This window comes from Dactylosporangium cerinum (assembly GCF_042653625.1).
GTDB lineage: Bacteria > Actinomycetota > Actinomycetes > Mycobacteriales > Micromonosporaceae > Dactylosporangium > Dactylosporangium cerinum.
Map to the genome: position 1 here is coordinate 1 of NZ_JBHSIU010000002.1, position 19,238 is coordinate 19,238.

The 19,238-nt window shown below is 71.9% G+C and carries 1 protein-coding gene; it reads left to right on the forward strand.

Going from position 1 to position 19,238, the window contains the following annotated elements:
- On the forward strand, positions 1 to 19,222 hold a 19,222-nt coding region (locus tag ACFPIJ_RS00485; RefSeq protein WP_380112504.1), incomplete at its 5' end, for a type I polyketide synthase.
- Positions 19,223 to 19,238: the final 16 nt, after the last annotated feature.

The window sequence follows — 19,238 nt, forward strand, 5'->3', positions numbered from 1 at the left end:
CCCACGCGAAGCCCTCGCCATGGACCCCCAACAACGCCTCCTCCTCGAAGCATCCTGGGAGGTGCTCGAGCGGTCCGGGATGAGCCCCGACGCCCTGCGCGGGCAGCCCGTGGGCGTGTTCATCGGCGCCTCGACCTCCGGCTACGGCGTCGGTGGGCAGATCCAGGCCGGCACCGAGGGACACCTGCTCACCGGCAGCGCGCCGAGCATCATCTCCGGCCGGGTCGCCTACACGTTCGGCCTCGAAGGCCCCGCCGTCACCGTCGACACCGCCTGCTCCTCCTCACTCGTCGCGCTGCACCTGGCGGCCCAGGCGGTCCGGCAGGGCGAGTGCACGATGGCGCTTGCCGGCGGCGTCACCGTCCTGGCCGGACCCGACATCTTCGCGGAGTTCTCCCGGCAGGGCGGCCTCGCCGCTGACGGGCGCTGCAAGGCGTTCGGTGACGGCGCGGACGGCACCGGCTGGTCGGAAGGCGTCGGCGTCCTGCTTGTCGAGCGTCTCTCCGACGCCCGGCGCAACGGTCACGAGGTGCTGGCTGTCGTGCGAGGCAGCGCGGTGAATCAGGACGGTGCCTCGAATGGCCTTACCGCGCCGAACGGTCCGTCGCAGGAGCGGGTGATCCTGCGGACCCTGGCCAATGCCCGTCTGGCACCGTCCGATGTGGATGTCGTGGAGGCACACGGCACGGGCACGAGGCTGGGTGACCCGATCGAGGCGCAGGCGTTGCTGGCCACATATGGGCAGGGCCGCCCGGCCGATCGTCCGTTGTGGTTGGGTTCGGTCAAGTCGAACATCGGCCACAGCCAGGCGGCTGCTGGTGTCGCGGGTGTCATCAAGATGGTCATGGCGTTGCGGCACGACACCATGCCACCGAGCCTGCACGCCGATTCGCTTTCCCCGCACGTCGACTGGTCGGCCGGGGCCGTCAGCCTGCTCACGGAGGCCCGCCCCTGGCACCGCGGCGATGTTGCCCGCCGGGCTGGCGTGTCGTCGTTCGGGGTCAGCGGGACCAACGCCCACGTCATCATCGAGGAGGCTCCAGCGCCGGCCGAGCCGGTGACCGCCCTGCGGCCCGTGGTCGCCGCGCCGGCGTCCGTGCCGTGGCTGCTGTCGGCGAAGACGGCCGAGGCGCTGGCCGGTCAGGCGGCCCGGCTGCGTGCGGCGCTGGAGCACGGCGCCCTTCCCGGGGCCGTCGACGTCGGGCACTCGCTCGCGCACACCCGCGCCAGGCTCGAGCACCGCGCTGTCGTGTTCTCCGCGAGCGCCGCGGATGCCCTCGTCGCGGTCGAGCGCGGTTCGGGTTCGGCCGATGCCATGCTCGGTGCTACCGCCCCCGGGCGTCTCGCACTGCTGTTCACGGGCCAGGGCGCGCAACGCGCCGGGATGGGCCGCGAGCTGTGCGCCCAGTTCCCGGTCTTCGGCGAGGTATACGACGGGATCCGCGCCAGTTTTGACGCGGTGCTGGACGTGCCGCTGAGCGAGGCGGACGTGCACCAGACCGTGTATACGCAGGCGTCGTTGTTCGCGTTCGAGGTGGCGCTGTTCCGGCTGCTGGAGTCGTTCGGGGTCAAACCGGCCTTCCTGCTGGGTCACTCGATCGGTGAGCTGGCCGCCGCGCACGTCGCGGGGGTGCTGTCGCTGGACGACGCGGTGCAGCTGGTCGCGGCGCGGGGCCGGTTGATGCAGGCGTTGCCGGCTGGTGGGGCGATGCTGGCGGTGCAGGCGACCGAGGCCGAGGTCCGGGCGGCACTGGAGCCGTTCGCCGGCCGGGTCGACATCGCGGCCGTCAACGGCCCGACCTCAATCGTCATCTCCGGTGCGGCCGAGGTGATCGACGAGCTCTTCAAGGACCGGAAAACCTCCCGGTTGACGGTCTCCCACGCGTTCCATTCGCCGCTGATGGAGCCGATGCTGGACGAGTTCCGCGCCGTCGCTGCCGGCATCCGGTATCAGGCGCCGCGGATCCCGATCGTCTCCAACCTCACCGGCGAGCCGGTCGAGGAGTACACCGCGGACTACTGGGTCCGGCATGTGCGGGAGGCTGTGCGGTTCGCTGATGGGGTCGGCTGGCTGGCCGGGAACGGGGTGACCCGGTTCCTGGAGGTCGGGCCGACCGGTGTGCTCACCGCGATGGTGCAGGCGTGCCTGGCCGAGCAGGCGGGTGTGGTCGCGCTGCCCGCGGTGCGGCGTGGGCGTGCGGAGGTCGAGTCGCTGCTGCGGGCGGTTGCGCAGCTGTACGTGAACGGCGTCGACATCGACTGGACCCGGCTGTACGCCGACTGGGGCGGCCGCCGGGTCGACCTGCCGACGTATGCGTTCCAGCGGGAGCGGTACTGGCTGTACGCACCCGCGGATGGCCCAGCCGAGGGCGCGGCGGAGCGGCGTTTCTGGGACGCGGTCGAGGGCGGCGACGTCGATGCGGTGGCGGCAAGTCTCGACCTTGCTCCGGCGGATCCGTTGAGTTCGGTGTTGCCCGCGCTGTCTTCGTGGCGCCGGCAGCAGCGGGACGGTTCGGCGGTGCTGCCGTGGCGGTACACCGTCGATTGGCGTCCGTCGACTCCGGCTGGTGTCGTGTCCGGGACGTGGCTGGCGCTGATGTCCTCGTCGGACGGTTGGGGTCTGGAGGCTCTGGCGGCGGTTGCGGCGAGCGCGGATCGTCTGGTGCGGCTGGAGCTGGATGCCGCCGGCGTCGATCGGCTGACGTTGGCCGCGCGCCTGCGGGATGCGGTTGCCGGCGTGCCCGACTGTGCCGGAGTGTTGTGGCTGCCGCCGGCGGATGCCGGGTTGGACGCGACGGTTGTGGTGGTGCAGGCGCTCGGTGATGCCGGGGTGGACGCTCGCTTGTGGACGTTGACCCGGGATGCGGTTGCGGGTGTCGGGCCTGCGCAGGTGTGGGGCTTCGGTCGGGTGGCCGCGCTGGAGTATCCGCAGCGTTGGGGTGGTCTCGTTGCCGGCCCGGCGGTGTGGGACGCGGACACGCTTGCCGGTCTGACCGCGGTGTTGGGCGGCTCTGAGGATCAGGTGTCGTTGCGTTCGTCGGGGCCGCTGGCGCGTCGGTTGCGCCGTGCCCCTGAACTGCCGGCGGAGACCGGGTCGTGGCGGCCGGGCGGCACGGTGGTCGTGACTGGTGGGACCGGTGGCCTCGGTGCTGAGGTCGCCCGGTGGCTGGCCGGTCGGGGCGCGCCCGGTCTGCTGCTGCTGAGCCGGCGTGGCCTGGCCGCTCCCGGCGCTGCCGAGCTGCGCGATGAGCTGTCTGAGCTGGGCACGCAGGTCACGGTGGTCGCGTGTGATGTCGCCGACCGTGCCTCGCTGGCCGCGGCGCTGGCGACCGTGCCGGTGGAGCGTCCGGTGACCGGTGTCGTGCACGCCGCCGGCGTGGATCCGGTGTTCGCGATCGAGGACGCGACCCCTGAGCGGGTGGCGGCGGTGCTTGCCGCGAAGGTCGACGGTGCCGTGCACCTGGACGCGTTGCTGGCCGATACGCCGCTGGAGGCGTTCATCCTGTTCTCGTCGATCGCTGGTGTGTGGGGCAGCGGCCGGCAGTCTGCGTACAGCGCGGCGAATGCTGCCTTGGATGCGCTGGCGTGGCAGCGGCGGGCGCGAGGTGTGCCGGCGACGGCGGTGGCGTGGGGTCCGTGGGCGGATGCCGGGATGGCCGCCGGTGACGGTGTCGGTGAAGCGTTGCTGCGGCACGGGTTGCGGCCGATGCCGGCCCGCCTCGCCCTGATCGCACTGGGTCAGGCTGTTGATGGTGACGAGACGTGTGTGACCGTCGCCGACGTTGACTGGGACCGGTTCACCGCGACGTTCACCGCCGGCCGCCAGAGTCCCCTGCTGGAGGACCTGGCGCCGGCCGGCGCGCCCGCCGTGGTGGACGCCGTGGGCGGGGAGCTTCGTGGCCGCCTCGCCGCAGCGTCGGACTCGGAGCGTCGTCGCATGTTGTCGGACCTGGTCCGCAGCGGTGTGGCGACCACGCTCGGCTACGCCTCGGCCGGGAACGTCGAGGAGTCGCGTCCGTTCAAGAGCCTCGGGTTCGACTCACTGACCGCGGTCGAGCTGCGCAACCTGCTCAACGCGGCGACGGGCCTGGTGCTGCCGGTCGGGCTCGTGTTCGACCACCCGACCCCGCTCGCGGTCGCGAACTACCTGTTCAGCGAGCTGTGCGCCGAGGGCGCCGGCGATCCGCAGGAGACCACGGCAGAGGTTCCGGGCAGCGACCTGGAGCCGATCGCGATCGTCGGGATGAGCTGCCGCCTGCCGGGTGGGGTGTCGTCTCCGGAGGATCTGTGGCGTCTGGTCGAGGGTGGCTCGGACGCAATGGGTGGTTTCCCGACCGACCGCGGTTGGGGCGAGGTGGCTGGTGACTTCGCGCGAGTCGGCGGGTTCGTCGCTGATGCGACCGGGTTTGACGCGGGCCTGTTCGGGATCAGTCCGCGTGAGGCTGTGGCGATGGATCCGCAGCAGCGGCTGCTGTTGGAGGCTGCGTGGGAGGTGGTGGAGCGGGCCTCGGTCGATCCGCTGTCGCTGCGTGGCAGCCGCACCGGTGTCTTCGTCGGCGCCTCGACGTCGGGTTACGGGTTCGGCGGGACCGGCGAGGGTGATGGGCACCTGCTGACCGGCACGGCGAACAGTGTGATCTCGGGTCGGGTGGCGTATTCGCTGGGCTTGGAGGGCCCGGCGGTGACGGTGGACACGGCGTGTTCGTCGTCGTTGGTGGCGTTGCATCTGGCGTGCCAGGCGCTGCGAGCCAATGAGTGCACCCTGGCGGTCGCGGGTGGGGTGACGGTGATGCCCAGCCCGGCCGTGTTCGGGGAGTTCGCCCGGCAGGGTGGCCTGGCCGGTGACGGCCGGTGCAAGTCGTTCGCGGCCGGCGCGGACGGCACCGGCTGGTCTGAAGGTGTCGCGGTGCTGCTGGTCGAGCGACTGTCGGACGCGCGCCGCAACGGGCATGAGGTCCTGGCGGTGGTGCGGGGCAGCGCGGTCAATCAGGACGGTGCGTCGAACGGTCTTACCGCGCCGAACGGTCCGTCGCAGGAGCGGGTGATCCGCCAGGCCCTGGCGAACGCGCGGCTGGCCCCCGATGACGTGGACGCGGTCGAGGGCCACGGCACGGGCACGAAGCTCGGTGACCCGATCGAGGCGCACGCGCTGCACATGGCATACGGGCGGGCCCGGGAGTCCGGTCGGTCGCTGTGGTTGGGGTCGTTGAAGTCGAACATCGGGCACACGCAGGCTGCGTCTGGTGTCGCGGGTGTGATCAAGATGGTGATGGCGATGCGGCACGGGGTGTTGCCGCGGACCCTGCACATCGACGCGCCGAATCCACACGTCGACTGGTCCTCGGGTTCGGTGGAACTGCTCACCGAGGCGCGGTCATGGCCCGACGCCGGGCGTCCGCGCCGCGCCGGGGTCTCGTCGTTCGGGATCAGCGGCACCAACGTGCACACCATCATCGAGCAGGCTCCGGAGGTCGAGCCGGTCGAGCCGCCGGCGGTGGTCGTGCCGGCGTTGCTGCCGATCGTGGTGGCGGCCAGGTCAGGGGCGGCACTGCAGTCGCAGGCACGCCGGTTGCGGGAGCTGCTGGCCGAGCCGGGTCCGGACCTCGTTGACGTGGCGTGGTCGCTGATGACCACCCGGGCGGCGCTGGAACACCGGGCCGTGGTCCTGGCCGGAGACCGGGCCGAGGCGGTGCGGGGGCTTGACGCCCTCGCCGCCGGTGGTAGCGGATCGCACCTGATCACCGGCACGGTCACGCCGGGCCGCACGGCGTTCCTGTTCACCGGTCAGGGGGCCCAGCGGGCGGGGATGGGCGCCGGCCTGCACGAGCAGTTCCCGGTCTTCGCCGAGGCGTACGACGACATCTGCAGCCGTTTCGCGGCGTTGCTGGATGTGCCGCTGGGCGAGGCGGATCTGAACCAGACGGTGTACACGCAGGCTTCGCTCTTCGCGGTCGAGGTCGCCCTGTTCCGCCTGGTCGAGTCGTTCGGTCTGCGGCCGGACTTCCTGCTGGGTCACTCGATCGGTGAGCTGGCCGCCGCGCACGTCGCGGGAGTGCTGTCCCTGGACGACGCGGTGGCGCTGGTCGCCGCGCGGGGCCGGCTCATGCAGGCGCTGCCGGGCGGTGGGGCGATGCTGGCCGTGCAGGCGACCGAGGCCGAGATCCGGGCGGCATTGGAGCCGTTCGCCGGTCGGGTCGACATCGCGGCGGTCAACGGTCCGACCTCGATCGTGGTGTCCGGCGACGCCGAGGTGATCGACGGACTCTTCAAGGACCGGAAGACCTCCCGGTTGACGGTGTCGCACGCGTTCCACTCGCCGTTGATGGAGCCGATGCTGGAGGAGTTCCGCACGGTCGCCGCGGGCTTGTCGTATGCGCCGCCGCAGATTCCGGTCGTGTCGAACCTGACCGGGCGGCCGGTCGAGGAGTACACCGCCGACTACTGGGTCCGCCACGTGCGCCAGGCGGTCCGGTTCGCTGACGGCGTGGCGTGGCTTTCGGAGAACGGGGTGACCCGGTTCCTGGAGGTGGGCCCGTCCGGGGTGCTGACCGGGATGGCGCAGGGCTGCCTGACCGGCGAAGCGGTGCTGGCCGCGGCAATGCGCAAGGACCGGGACGAGCCCGCCACCCTGCTGCACGCGTTGGCCACCCTGCACGTCAACGGCACCGACGTCGGCTGGCACCCGATGCTGCCCCACGGCACCCGCGTCAGCCTGCCCACCTACGCCTTCCAGCGGGAGCGGTTCTGGCTGCAGGAGACGACCCATTCGCCGGCCGACCCGGACGAGGTGCGGTTCTGGGATGCGGTGGAGGGTCAGGATTCGGGGGCCTTGGCCGGAACGTTGGGGTTGGATGACGCCGGGGTGCTGGACTCGGTGCTGCCGGCGCTGTCGTCGTGGCGTCGCGGCCGCCGTGACCGGTCCACGGTGGATGGTTGGCGCTACGCGGTGTCGTGGGAGAGCCTGCCGCGGACCACGGCCGCCCTGGCCGGCACGTGGGTGGTCGCCGCCGAGCCGGATGCCGCCGCCGCGGATGTGGTGGAGGCGTTGCGGCAGGCCGGCGCCGACCCGGTGGAGCTGCCGCTGACCGAAGCTGATCTGGACCGTGCCGCCCTGGCCGGCCGGCTGGCCGGGGTGCAGGAGCCGGTCGGAGTCCTCGTGGTGTGCGGTGCCGGCACGGGGTCGGTGCCGCCGTTGGCGGTGTCGGCAACGGTGGTTCTCATCCAGGCGCTGGCTGATCTCGGTTCCCCGGCGAAGGTCTGGGGTGTCACTCGTGGCGCGGTTGCGGTTGATGCGAGCGAGCACGTCACGGCCGCGGCCGCGGCGCAGTTGTGGGGTCTGGGCCGGGTGGTGGCGTTGGAGCAGCCGAACCGTTGGGGTGGCCTGATCGACCTGCCGGAGCAGGTCGACGCAACGCTGGCCGGTGTGCTGGCGCAGACCGCTGAGGACCAGGTCGCGGTCCGCCGCAGCGGTGTGTTCGCCCGCCGGCTGGTTCCCGCGCCGGCACTGGACCCGTCGGCTCGCCGTGCCTGGCAACCGCGCGGAACGGTGCTGGTGACCGGTGGCACCGGCGGCCTGGGCGGTCATGTCGCGCGGTGGTTGGCCGGTGCGGGTGTGCCGCATCTGGTGTTGACCAGTCGTCGTGGCCCGGATGCGCCGGGTGTCGCGGACCTGGTGCAGGAGCTGACCGCGCTGGGTTCGCGGGTGACTGTCGCCGCCTGTGATGTGGCCGATGGTGACGCTCTGGCGGCGTTGCTCGCCGATCTGCCGGTGACGGGTGTCGTGCACGCGGCCGGGGTCGATGACGCGGCCGAGGTCGCGGATCTGGACCTGGACCGGTTCGCGGCGGTGTTGCGCGCGAAGGTTGCCGGTGCGGCGCACCTGGACCGCCTGCTCGCCGGGGTTGATCTGGACGTCTTCGTGGTGTTCTCGTCGATTGCCGGTGTGTGGGGCAGCGGCGGCCAGGGCGCCTACGCGGCCGCGAACGCGTTCCTCGACGCCCTCGTGCAGCAACGGCGGGCGCGTGGTGCGGCGGGCACGGCGTTGGCGTGGGGTCCGTGGGCTGAGGCCGGGATGCTGGTCGACGCGGGCGCGGAGTCGTATCTGCGGCGTCGTGGCCTGGTGCCGATGGCGCCGGCGCTGGCGGTGCAGGCGCTCGCGGCGGCCGTCGGGCACAACGTGAGCACTGCGGTCATCGCGGATGTGGACTGGCCGCGGTTCTGTGAGGTGTTCACCGCTGGTCGTGCCAGTCGTCTGTTCGACCTGCTGCCGGGTGTCGCGGTGCCCGCTGTCGCGTCTGATGGCGCGGATGCGGTGCTGCGGCGTCGGCTGTTGGAGGTTCCTGGGGCGCAGCAGCGTCAGGTGGTGTTGGCGGTGGTGCGCTCCGAGGTCGCCGCCGTCCTGGGCCATGCCGATGTTGCGGCGGTCGAGCCCGGCAAGCCGTTCAAGGCGTTGGGTTTCGACTCGCTCACCGCGGTGGAGCTGCGCAACCGCCTGAACACGGTGACCGGCTTGACGTTGCCGGTCGGGATGGTGTTCGACTACCCGACCCCGCTTGCCCTCGCCGAACACCTCCGCAGCACCCTGCTCGGCGAGGCAGCGGCGGCCGGCCCCGCCCAGCCGGAGCCGGCGGTTGCGCGGACCGTTGATGAGCCGATCGCGATCGTCGCGATGAGTTGCCGGTACGCCGGCGGCGTCGACAGTCCCGAGGACCTGTGGCGGCTGGTGCGTGACGGCGAGGACGGCATCACCGGGTTCCCGGCCGATCGTGGTTGGGACGTGGAGGCGTTGTACCACCCTGACCCCGACCACGCGGGCACGTCCTACACCCGTGAGGGTGGGTTCATCGACGGTGTCGCGGACTTCGACGCGGAACTGTTCGGTATCTCCCCGCGTGAAGCCCTCGCCATGGATCCGCAGCAGCGGCTGTTGCTGGAGTCGGCGTGGGAGGCGTTCGAACGCGCCGGCCTGGACCCGCGTTCCCTGGCCGGCACCCGCACCGGCGTGTTCGTCGGTTCGAACAGCCACGACTACCTGGCCCTGCTCGCCGGCGGTTCCTCCGACGCGGAGGGGTACCTCGCCACCGGCACCGCCGCCAGCGTCATCTCCGGCCGCATCGCGTACGCCTTCGGGCTGGAAGGCCCGGCCGTGAGCGTCGACACGGCGTGCTCGTCGTCGCTGGTGGCGCTGCATCTGGCGGTCCAGTCACTGCGGGCGGGGGAGTGCTCCCTGGCCGTGGCCGGTGGCGTGGCGGTCATGTCGACCCCTGGGATCTTCACCGAGTTCTCCCGCCAGCGCGGTCTGGCCACCGACGGCCGGTGCAAGGCGTTCGCGGCCACGGCGGACGGCACGGGCTGGGGCGAGGGCGTCGGCCTGCTCCTCGTGGAGCGGCTCTCGGACGCGCGGCGCAACGGTCATCAGGTCCTGGCCGTCGTGCGTGGGTCGGCCATCAACCAGGACGGTGCGTCCAACGGTCTGACCGCCCCGAACGGTCCCGCGCAGCAGCGCGTCATCCGCCAGGCCCTCGCGAGCGCCGGCCTCAACCCGGTCGACGTCGATGCGGTCGAGGCACACGGCACCGGCACGAGGCTCGGCGACCCGATCGAGGCAGAGGCGCTGCTCGCCACGTATGGGCAGGAGCGCCCAGACGATCGGCCGCTGTGGCTCGGCTCGGTCAAGTCGAACATCGGCCACACGCAGGCCGCGGCCGGCGTGGCCGGCATCATCAAGATGGTCATGGCCATGCAGCACGACCTGCTGCCGCAGACGCTGCACGTCGATGCGCCGTCGCCGCACGTGGACTGGTCCTCGGGTGCCGTGCAGCTGCTCACCGAGGCGCGGTCCTGGCCGGCAACCAACCGCCCGCGGCGTGCGGGTGTGTCGTCGTTCGGTATGAGCGGCACGAACGCGCACGTCATCGTCGAGGAAGCCGAGCCGTCGCCCGCGCCGGCGGCGTCGGTCGTGACAGGCCCGGTGCCGTGGCTGATCTCCGGAAAGTCGCCGGCGGCGGTGCGGGCGCAGGCGGCCCAGCTGGCTGCCCTCACTGAGACAGGCGTTGACGTGGTGGCGGCGGCCCGGGCACTCGCGACGACCAGGGCTGCGCTGGAGCACCGTGCGGTGGTCGTGGCCGAGGACGCGGCCGGGTTCATCGCCGGTCTGGAAACGGTCGAGCCGACCAGTGTCGTTGCGGGCGGCGACGGTGTGGTCCTGCTCTTCCCGGGACAGGGCGGCCAATGGCTGGGCATGGCGGTCGACCTCCTGGAATCCTCGCCGGTCTTCGCGGCCCGCCTGCGCGAGTGCGACGCGGCCCTGGACTTCCCGCTGATCGAGGTCCTGACCTGCGGCGAACCGCAGTGGCTGGAACAAGCCGACATCGTGCAACCGGCCCTGTGGGCGGTCATGGTCTCCCTCGCGGCGGTCTGGGAGTCGTTCGGGGTCCAGATTGCCGGGGTGGTCGGTCATTCGCAGGGCGAGATCGCGGCGGCGGTGGTGGCCGGTGCGTTGACCCTTGCCGACGGCGCGCTGATGGTCTCGGCCCGGTCGCGGCTGCTGCGGGATCTGGCCGGCACCGGTGGCATGCTGGCGGTCGGCGTCCCTGCCAACGAGCTGGGTGAGCTGCCCGACGGGGTGGGCATCGCGGCGGTCAACGGCCCGAGGCTGATCGTGGTGTCCGGTGATGTCGCAGGGTTGGACGCGGTCGCCGCACGATGTGCCGAGCGTGGCGTGTGGGCCAAGCGGGTCTCAGTGGACTACGCGTCCCACTCCGCGCATGTGGAGGCGATCCGGACGCCGATGCTCGCCGCGTTGGACGGCCTGACCGCCCAGCCGGGCCGGTTCCCGTTCTACTCGACGGTGACCGGGGAGCGCGTCGACGGGACGGCACTGGACGCGGGGTACTGGTACGAGAACCTGCGCCGCCCGGTCCGTTTCGATGACGTCATCGCCGCACTGGTCGCCGCCGGGCACACCACATTCGTCGAGGTGAGCCCGCACCCGGTCCTCACCGGCGGGGTCGGCGAACGCGCCTCCGTGGCCATCGGGACGCTGCGCCGGGATGAAGGCGGCTGGGATCAGATGCTGCGCTCCGCCGGCGAACTGTGGGCGGCCGGCGTCGAGGTCAACTGGTCGGGAGCGCTCGGCGCAGCTACCCCGATCGTGGATCTGCCGACGTATCCGTTCCAGCGGCAGCGGTACTGGCCCTCAGGTGCGGGCGAGGCACTGCTGGGCGCCGGCGTACACCTGGCGGACGGAGACGGCACAGTATTCTCCGGGCACCTGTCGCTCAGCACCCAGCCGTGGCTGGCCGACCACCGGGTCCTGGACCGGGTGCTGCTGCCGGGGACCGCGTTCGTCGAGCTCGCGTTGCATGCCGGTGCCGTTCGGGAGCTGACGATCGAGGCACCGCTGACGGTTCCGGACTCCGGCAGCGTGCAGCTGCAGGTGCGGGTCGGCGCGCCGGATGAGACCGGTGACCGGCCGGTGCGGATCTCGTCACGCGGCGAAGGCACCGACACCTGGACGCACCACGCCACCGGCCTCATCGCCGCCGAAACCACCACCCCCACCTTCGACCTGTCCGCCTGGCCCCCGTCGGGCGCTGCGCCGGTCGACCTGCACGGCTTCTACGAACGCGGCGCCGAGGCCGGCTACGGCTACGGCCCGGCATTCCAGGGCCTGCGAAAGGCCTGGCGGCACGACGGCGACGTCTACGCCGAGGTGATCCTTCCCGACGCTGCCTCCGTAGCCGGGTTCGGCGTTCACCCGGCGCTGCTCGACGCCGCTCTGCACGCGGTGAGCCTCGGCGACTTCGTGGCCCCCGGCGAGATCCGGCTCCCGTTTGCCTGGACCGGCATCAACCTGCACGCAGTCGGCGCCGCGGCCGTTCGCGTCCGAATCACCGGCGCCGGCACCGACGCCGTGAGTGTCGACGTCGCCGACACCACGGGCGCCCCCGTCGCCACCATCGACAGTTTGACGTTGCGTCCGGTGTCGCAGGCGCAGCTCTCGGCCGGCCCGGCACTGCAGGATTCGCTGTTCCATATCCAGTGGACGCCGGTGGCGGCAAAGGCGACGCCGGGTCTGCTGTCCGACGGTGTCGTCGTCGTGCCCGTGGCCGATGCGGAGGCCGGTGTTGCGGGTGTCGAGGTGCGGGTCCGTGACGGCGTGCGTCGGGTGTTGTCGCTGACGCAGGAGTGGCTGGCGCAGGAGCGCCCGGCTGAGGACCGTCTGGTGATCCTCACCCGCGGTGCGGTGGCGGTTGATGGTCCGGTCACGGATCTGGTGGGTGCGACGGTGTGGGGCCTGTTGCGTTCGGCGCAGTCGGAGAACCCGGACCGCATCGTGCTGGTCGACACCGACGGCAGCGACGACTCCGTTGCGGCGCTGCCGGGCGCGGTTGCCCTGGACGAGCCGCAGCTCGCGCTGCGCAACGGCACAGTGTCGGCGTTGCGGTTGGTGCGGGCGCTGCCGGCAACCACCCTGCTCACCCCGCAGGATGACGCGGTGCCGCATCGGGTTGAGGTGGTCGGCGGTGGCACGTTGCACAGCGTGGCGTTCGTGCCCGCTGACGAGGCCGCCGCGCCGCTCGGGCCGGGTCAGGTCCGGGTGGCGGTCCGCGCGGCCGGGGTCAACTTCCGGGACGTGGCGATCGCGTTGGGCATGGTTCCCGACCAGCAGGTGATCGGTTCGGAGGCCGCGGGTGTCGTGGTCGAGGTCGGACCGGACGTTGTCGACCTGGCGCCGGGTGACCGGGTGTTTGGCCTGTTCTCCGGCGCGTTCGGGCCCCTCGCTGTCACCGACCGCCGGGTGGTGGCGCGGATGCCGCGGTCCTGGTCGTTCACCCAGGCGGCGTCGATCCCGGTGGTATTCCTGACCGCCTACTACGCGCTTCGGGACCTGACGAACGTGCAGCCCGGCGAACGGCTCCTCGTGCACGCCGCCGCCGGCGGGGTCGGCATGGCGGCCGTGCAACTCGCGCAACACTGGGGCGTCGAGGTGTACGGCACCGCCTCACCATCCAAGTGGGACGCACTCAGGAGCCTCGGCCTCGACGACACGCGCATCGCGTCATCCCGCGACCTGGATTTCGAGGCGACGTTCCGGGCCGCCACCGGCGGTCGGGGCATGGACGTCGTCCTGAACTCGCTCGCCGGTGCGTACGTCGACGCGTCGTTGCGGCTGCTCGCCCAGGGTGGCCGGTTCTCCGAGATGGGCAAGACCGACAAGCGTGATCCCGCCGAGGTTGCCGCGGCGTACGACGGCCTGTCGTATCGCGCGTTCGACCTCGCCGAAGCCGGCCTCGATCGCATCGGCGCGATGCTCACCGAGGTCATCGCCCTGTTCGACGCCGGCGCCCTGCACCTGCCGCCGGTTGCCGCCTGGGACCTGCGCGACGCCGTCGCCGCGTTCCGGTACATGGGCCAGGCCAAGCACGTCGGCAAGATCGCCTTCACGATCCCGGCCGCGCCGCAGGGCACGGTGCTCATCACCGGTGGCACCGGTCTGCTCGGTGGCCTGTTCGCCGAACACCTCGTGCGTTCCTACAACGTTCGTGATCTGGTACTGACGAGCCGGCAGGGCATGGACGCGCCCGGCGCCACAGACCTCGTCGACCGCCTCGCCGAGCTGGGTGCCCGCGCCGAGGTCGTCGCGTGCGACGCCGCGGACCGCGACGCCCTGACCGCGGTCATCACTGGTCGGAGTTTGGCCGGTGTCGTGCACTGCGCCGGCATCTTGGACGACGGGGTGTTCGCTTCGTTGACCCCCGACCGCCTCGACGGCGTGTTGCGTCCGAAGGTGGATGCCGCGGTACACCTGCATGAGCTGACGAAACACATGGACCTGGCCTGGTTCGTGGTGTTCTCCTCAGCATCGGCGACGTTCGGGTCCGCAGGACAGGCGAACTACGCCGCCGCCAACGCGTTCCTCGACGGCCTCATGTCCTACCGGCGGAGCCTCGGCCTGCCGGGCCTGTCACTGGCCTGGGGCCTGTGGGCCGAAGCCTCAACCATGACCGGGCACCTCGACGGCCGTGACAAGACCCGCATCGGCGGCGCCCTGTCCAACGACCATGGCCTCGCCCTGTTCGACCAGGCCATCCAACTCCCACACCACCACCAGGTCCCCATCACCCTGCACCTGGCCACCCCCCGCGACAACGCCTATGTCCCGCCACTGTTCCGTGCCCTCGTCACGCCAACCCGACGCCGCGCCACCGCCGCCGGCGCAAGCCCCGACACCGGCGGCACGCTCGCCGACCGGCTGACCAACCGGCCCGCCGGCGAACAACACCAGACCCTCCTCGACCTCATCACCGGCAACGCCGCCGCTGTCCTGGGGCACACCACCACCGACACCATCACCCCCGACCGACCCTTCAAAGAACACGGCTTCGACTCCCTCACCTCCGTCGAACTGCGCAACCGACTCAACACCGCCACCGGACTCCGACTCCCCGCCACCCTCGTCTTCGACTACCCAACCCCCACCACACTCGCCCAACACCTCCGCGAAACCCTCGTCGGTGACCGCGAGGTCGACAACCGCACACTCGAGGCGGCGACGCCGGCCCGGACCGCGGCCGTTGCCGGCGATCCGATCGCGATCGTGGGGATGAGCTGCCGGTTCCCGGGCGGGGTGGACTCACCGGCCGACCTGTGGCGGCTGGTCGCCGAGGGCGGCGACGCCATCGGGCCGTTCCCGGCCGACCGTGGCTGGGACCTCGCCGCGCTCTACGGCGCCGGCGGCGCCGGGACCGGCACGTCGGCGGCCCGCGAGGGCGGGTTCGTCCACGACGCGGCCACCTTCGACGCCGGCCTGTTCGGCATCTCGCCCCGCGAGGCGCTGGCCATGGACCCGCAGCAGCGGCTGCTGCTCGAGGCGGCATGGGAGGCGTTCGAACGGGCCGGGTTCGACCCGACGTCGTTGCGCGGCACGCAGTCCGGGGTGTTCATCGGCACGGCGGCTTCGACGTACGGGATGGGCATCAACCTTCCCGACAGCGTCGAGGGACACGTGCTCACCGGCACCGCCACGAGCGTCGCCTCCGGCCGCCTGTCATACGCATTCGGCTTGGAAGGGCCGGCGGTGACCGTGGACACGGCGTGCTCGTCGTCGCTGGTGGCGCTGCACCTTGCGGCGCAGGCGCTGCGGCAGGGCGAATGCGACCTGGCCCTCGTCGGTGGTGTCACCGTCATGTCCGGTGCCGGCATCTTCACCGAGTTCTCCCGGCAGGGCGGCGTCGCCGCCGACGGCCGCTGCAAGCCGTTCTCCGCCGAGGCCGACGGCACCGGGTGGGGCGAGGGCGTGGGCATGTTGGTGGTCGAGCGGCTGTCGGATGCGCGCCGCAACGGCCACGAGGTGCTCGCGGTCGTCCGCGGCAGCGCGGTGAACCAGGACGGTGCGTCGAACGGTCTGACGGCCCCGAACGGTCCGGCGCAGCAGCGGGTGATCCGCCAGGCGCTCGCGAGCGCCGGACTGAGCCCGTCGGACGTCGACGTGGTGGAGGCGCACGGGACCGGCACGAGCCTCGGCGACCCGATCGAGGCGCAGGCGCTGCTGGCCACGTACGGGCAGAACCGCCCGGACGACCGTCCACTGTGGCTCGGCTCGGTCAAGTCGAACATCGGCCACACGCAGTCCGCCTCCGGTGTCGCCGGGGTCATCAAGATGGTCATGGCGATGCGGCACGGGGTGCTGCCGTCCTCACTGCACGCGGACGCGCCGTCGCCGCACGTGGACTGGTCCTCCGGCGCGGTGCGGCTGCTCACCGAGGCCCGCGAATGGGACACCGCCAGCCGCCCGCGGCGAGCGGCAGTCTCATCGTTCGGCATCAGCGGCACCAACGCCCACACCGTCCTCGAACAGGTCGACGCCCGCACCGACGAGCCCCCGGCGAACCCCGGACCGTCGAGCGCGCCGCTGCCGTGGCCGGTGTCCGCGAAGACCGCCGACGGCCTGCGCGCCCAGGCGCGGCGGCTCCGCGCGTTCCTCGACGCGGATCCCGGCGTCGACCCGAACGACGTCGGCCGCGCGCTCGCCACGAGCCGCGCCGCCCTCGACCACCGCGCCGTCCTGCTCGCCGGCGACCGTGACGGGTTCGCGGCAGCCCTCGACGCGCTGGCGGCCGAGGACCGCCGACCGGACGTGATCGAGGGCATGGCCCGCGACCGCCGGACCGCGTTCCTCTTCACCGGACAGGGTGCACAGCGGGCCGGGATGGGTCAGCAGTTGTCCGAGCGATTCCCCGTCTTCTCGGAGGTGTACGACGGGATCTGCGCCCGTTTCAGCGCCCTGCTGGACGTGTCGCTGCGTGACGCGGACGTGCATCAGACGGTGTACACACAGGCGTCGTTGTTCGCGGTCGAGGTGGCACTGTTCCGGCTGCTGGAGTCGTTCGGGATCCGGCCCGACTTCCTGCTGGGCCATTCGATCGGTGAGCTGGCCGCCGCACACGTCGCGGATGTGCTGTCGCTCGACGATGCGGTGCGGCTGGTCGCGGCGCGGGGCCGGCTGATGCAGGCGCTGCCGACCGGTGGGGCGATGCTGGCCGTACAGGCGACCGAAGCCGAGGTCCGGACCGCGCTGGAGCCGTTCGCCGGCCGGGTCGACATCGCCGCCGTCAACGGCCCGACGTCGATCGTGGTCTCCGGTGAGGCCGAGGTGATCGACGAACTCTTCAAGGACCGAAAGACGAAGCGGCTCACGGTGTCGCACGCGTTCCACTCGCCGTTGATGGAGCCGATGCTGGACGAGTTCCGGGCGGTCGCCGAGGACGTGTCCTATGCCCCGCCGCGGATCCCGATCGTCTCCAACCTGACCGGGCGGCTCGTCGACGAGTACACCGCGGACTACTGGGTGCGGCACGTCCGGGAGGCCGTGCGCTTCGCCGACGGGGCCGCGTGGTTGCAGGAACGGGGCGTCACCGCATATCTCGAGCTCGGTCCCGACGGCATCCTGACCGCCATGGCGGCGCAGTGCCTCCGCGAACCGGCCGCCGGTGCCCCGGCACCGGTCGTCATCGCCTGCCAGCGCCGGGACCGCGACGAGACCGACACCCTGCTCCGCGCGACCGCGCAAGCACATGTCGCCGGGATCCGGGTCGACTGGGCGAAGGTGCACGGCACCGGCGGCCGCCGGGTCGACCTGCCGACGTACGCGTTCCAGCGGGAGCGGTACTGGCTGCAGGAAGCGGCCGTCCGCGTTCCCGCGGAGAGCGCGGCGGAACAGCAGTTCTGGAACGCGGTTGAGGGCGGCGATGTCGATGCGGTGGCGGCGAGCCTGGAGCTTGCCCCGGTGGACGCGCTGAGCAGTGTGTTGCCGGCGTTGTCGTCGTGGCGTCGGCAGCAGCGGGACGGCTCTGCTGTGTTGCCGTGGCGGTACAGCGTGGAGTGGCGTCCGTCGGTTCCGGCTGGTGGTGTGTCGGGGACGTGGCTTGCGTTGGCGTCGTCGTCGGATGGTTGGGGTCTGGAGGCCCTCGCGGCGGTTGAAGCGAGCGCGGACCGTCTGCTGCGGTTGCACGTGGATGTCGCCGGCGTTGATCGGGCGGTGTTGGCGTCGCGGCTTCGGGATGCGGTTGCCGGCACTCCTGCTTTGGCTGGGGTGTTGTGGCTGGCGCCGTCCGAGGCGGCGTTGGACGCGACGGTTGCGGTGGTGCAGGCGCTCGGCGATGCCGGTGTCGACGGTCGTTTGTGGACGTTGACGCGGGACGCGGTTGAGGGCGTCGGGCATGCGCAGGTATGGGGTTTCGGTCGGGTCGCGGCGCTGGAGTATCCGCAGCGCTGGGGTGGTCTGGTCGACGGCCCCGCGGTGTGGGACGCGGGTGCCCTCACGGGCCTGACCACTGCCCTGGGTGGTGCTGAGGATCAGGTGTCGGTGCGGTCGTCGGGGGTGTTTGCGCGTCGGCTGCGGCGTGCCGCGCAGCTGCCGGCGGCGGTGCGGTCGTGGCGGCCGAGCGGCACGGTCGTGGTGACGGGCGGCACCGGTGGTCTGGGTGCTGAGGTCGCCCGGTGGCTCGCGGGCCGGGGCGCACCTGGCCTGCTGTTGCTGAGCCGCCGGGGTCTTGATGCTCCTGGTGCTGTCGAGCTGCGGGATGAGCTGTCCGCGGTGGGCACGCACGTCACCGTCGTCGCGTGCGATGTGACTGACCGGGACTCGCTGGCCGAGGCGTTGGCGGCGGTTCCTGCCGACCGGCCTGTGTGCGGGGTGGTGCATGCGGCTGGCGTGGATCCGGTGTTCGCGATCGAGGATGCCACGCCGGAGCGGATGGCGGAGGTCCTGGCCGCGAAGGTCGACGGTGCCGTGCATCTGGACGCGCTGCTGGCGGACACCGCGCTTGAGGCGTTCGTGGTGTTCTCGTCGATTGCCGGTGTGTGGGGTAGTGGCCGGCAGTCGGCGTATGGCGCGGCGAACGCTGCGTTGGACGCTCTCGCGTGGCGGCGGCGGGCTCGGGGTGTGTCGGCGACGTCGGTGTCGTGGGGTCCGTGGGCCGGTGCGGGGATGGCCGCCGGCGACGGGGTGGGCGAGGTGTTGCTGCGGCATGGGCTGCGGCCGATGCCGGCCCGCCTGGCGCTGCTCGCCCTCGGACAGGCCGTGGATGGTGACGAGACGTGCGTGACGGTCGCCGACGTGGACTGGGACCGGTTCACCGCGACGTTCACCGCCGGCCGGCCGAGCCCATTCCTGGAGGACCTGGCACCGACCGATGCGCCTACGCCTGTGGTGGAGGCCGCGGGCGAGGAGCTGCGTGGGCGACTTGCCGCGGCATCCACGGCGGAACGTCATCGCCTGTTGTCGGACCTGGTCTGTGGCGGTGTAGCCGCGACCCTCGGTTACGCCTCTGCCGGGAGCGTCGAGGAGTCGCGGCAGTTCAAGGACCTCGGGTTCGACTCGCTGACCGCGGTGGAGTTGCGGAACCTGCTGAACGCGGCGACGGGTCTGGTGTTGCCGGTCGGGTTGGTGTTCGACCACCCGACCCCCCTCGCCGTGGCCAACTACCTGCACAGCGAACTGTGCGCCGACGACACCAGCGACCCGCAGGAGACCGCGCTGCGCGCTGCGCTGGCGAAGGTGCCACTGGCCAGGTTCCGCGACGCCGGGGTGCTGGACGTACTGATGCGGCTTGCCGGACACAGCACCACCGAAGAGTCCGCAGCCGAGCAACCGGGGATCGACGCACTCGACGAGCTCGACGTCGACGCGCTCATTCAGATCGCCCTGGAGAACTGAGACTTCTGATGCACCG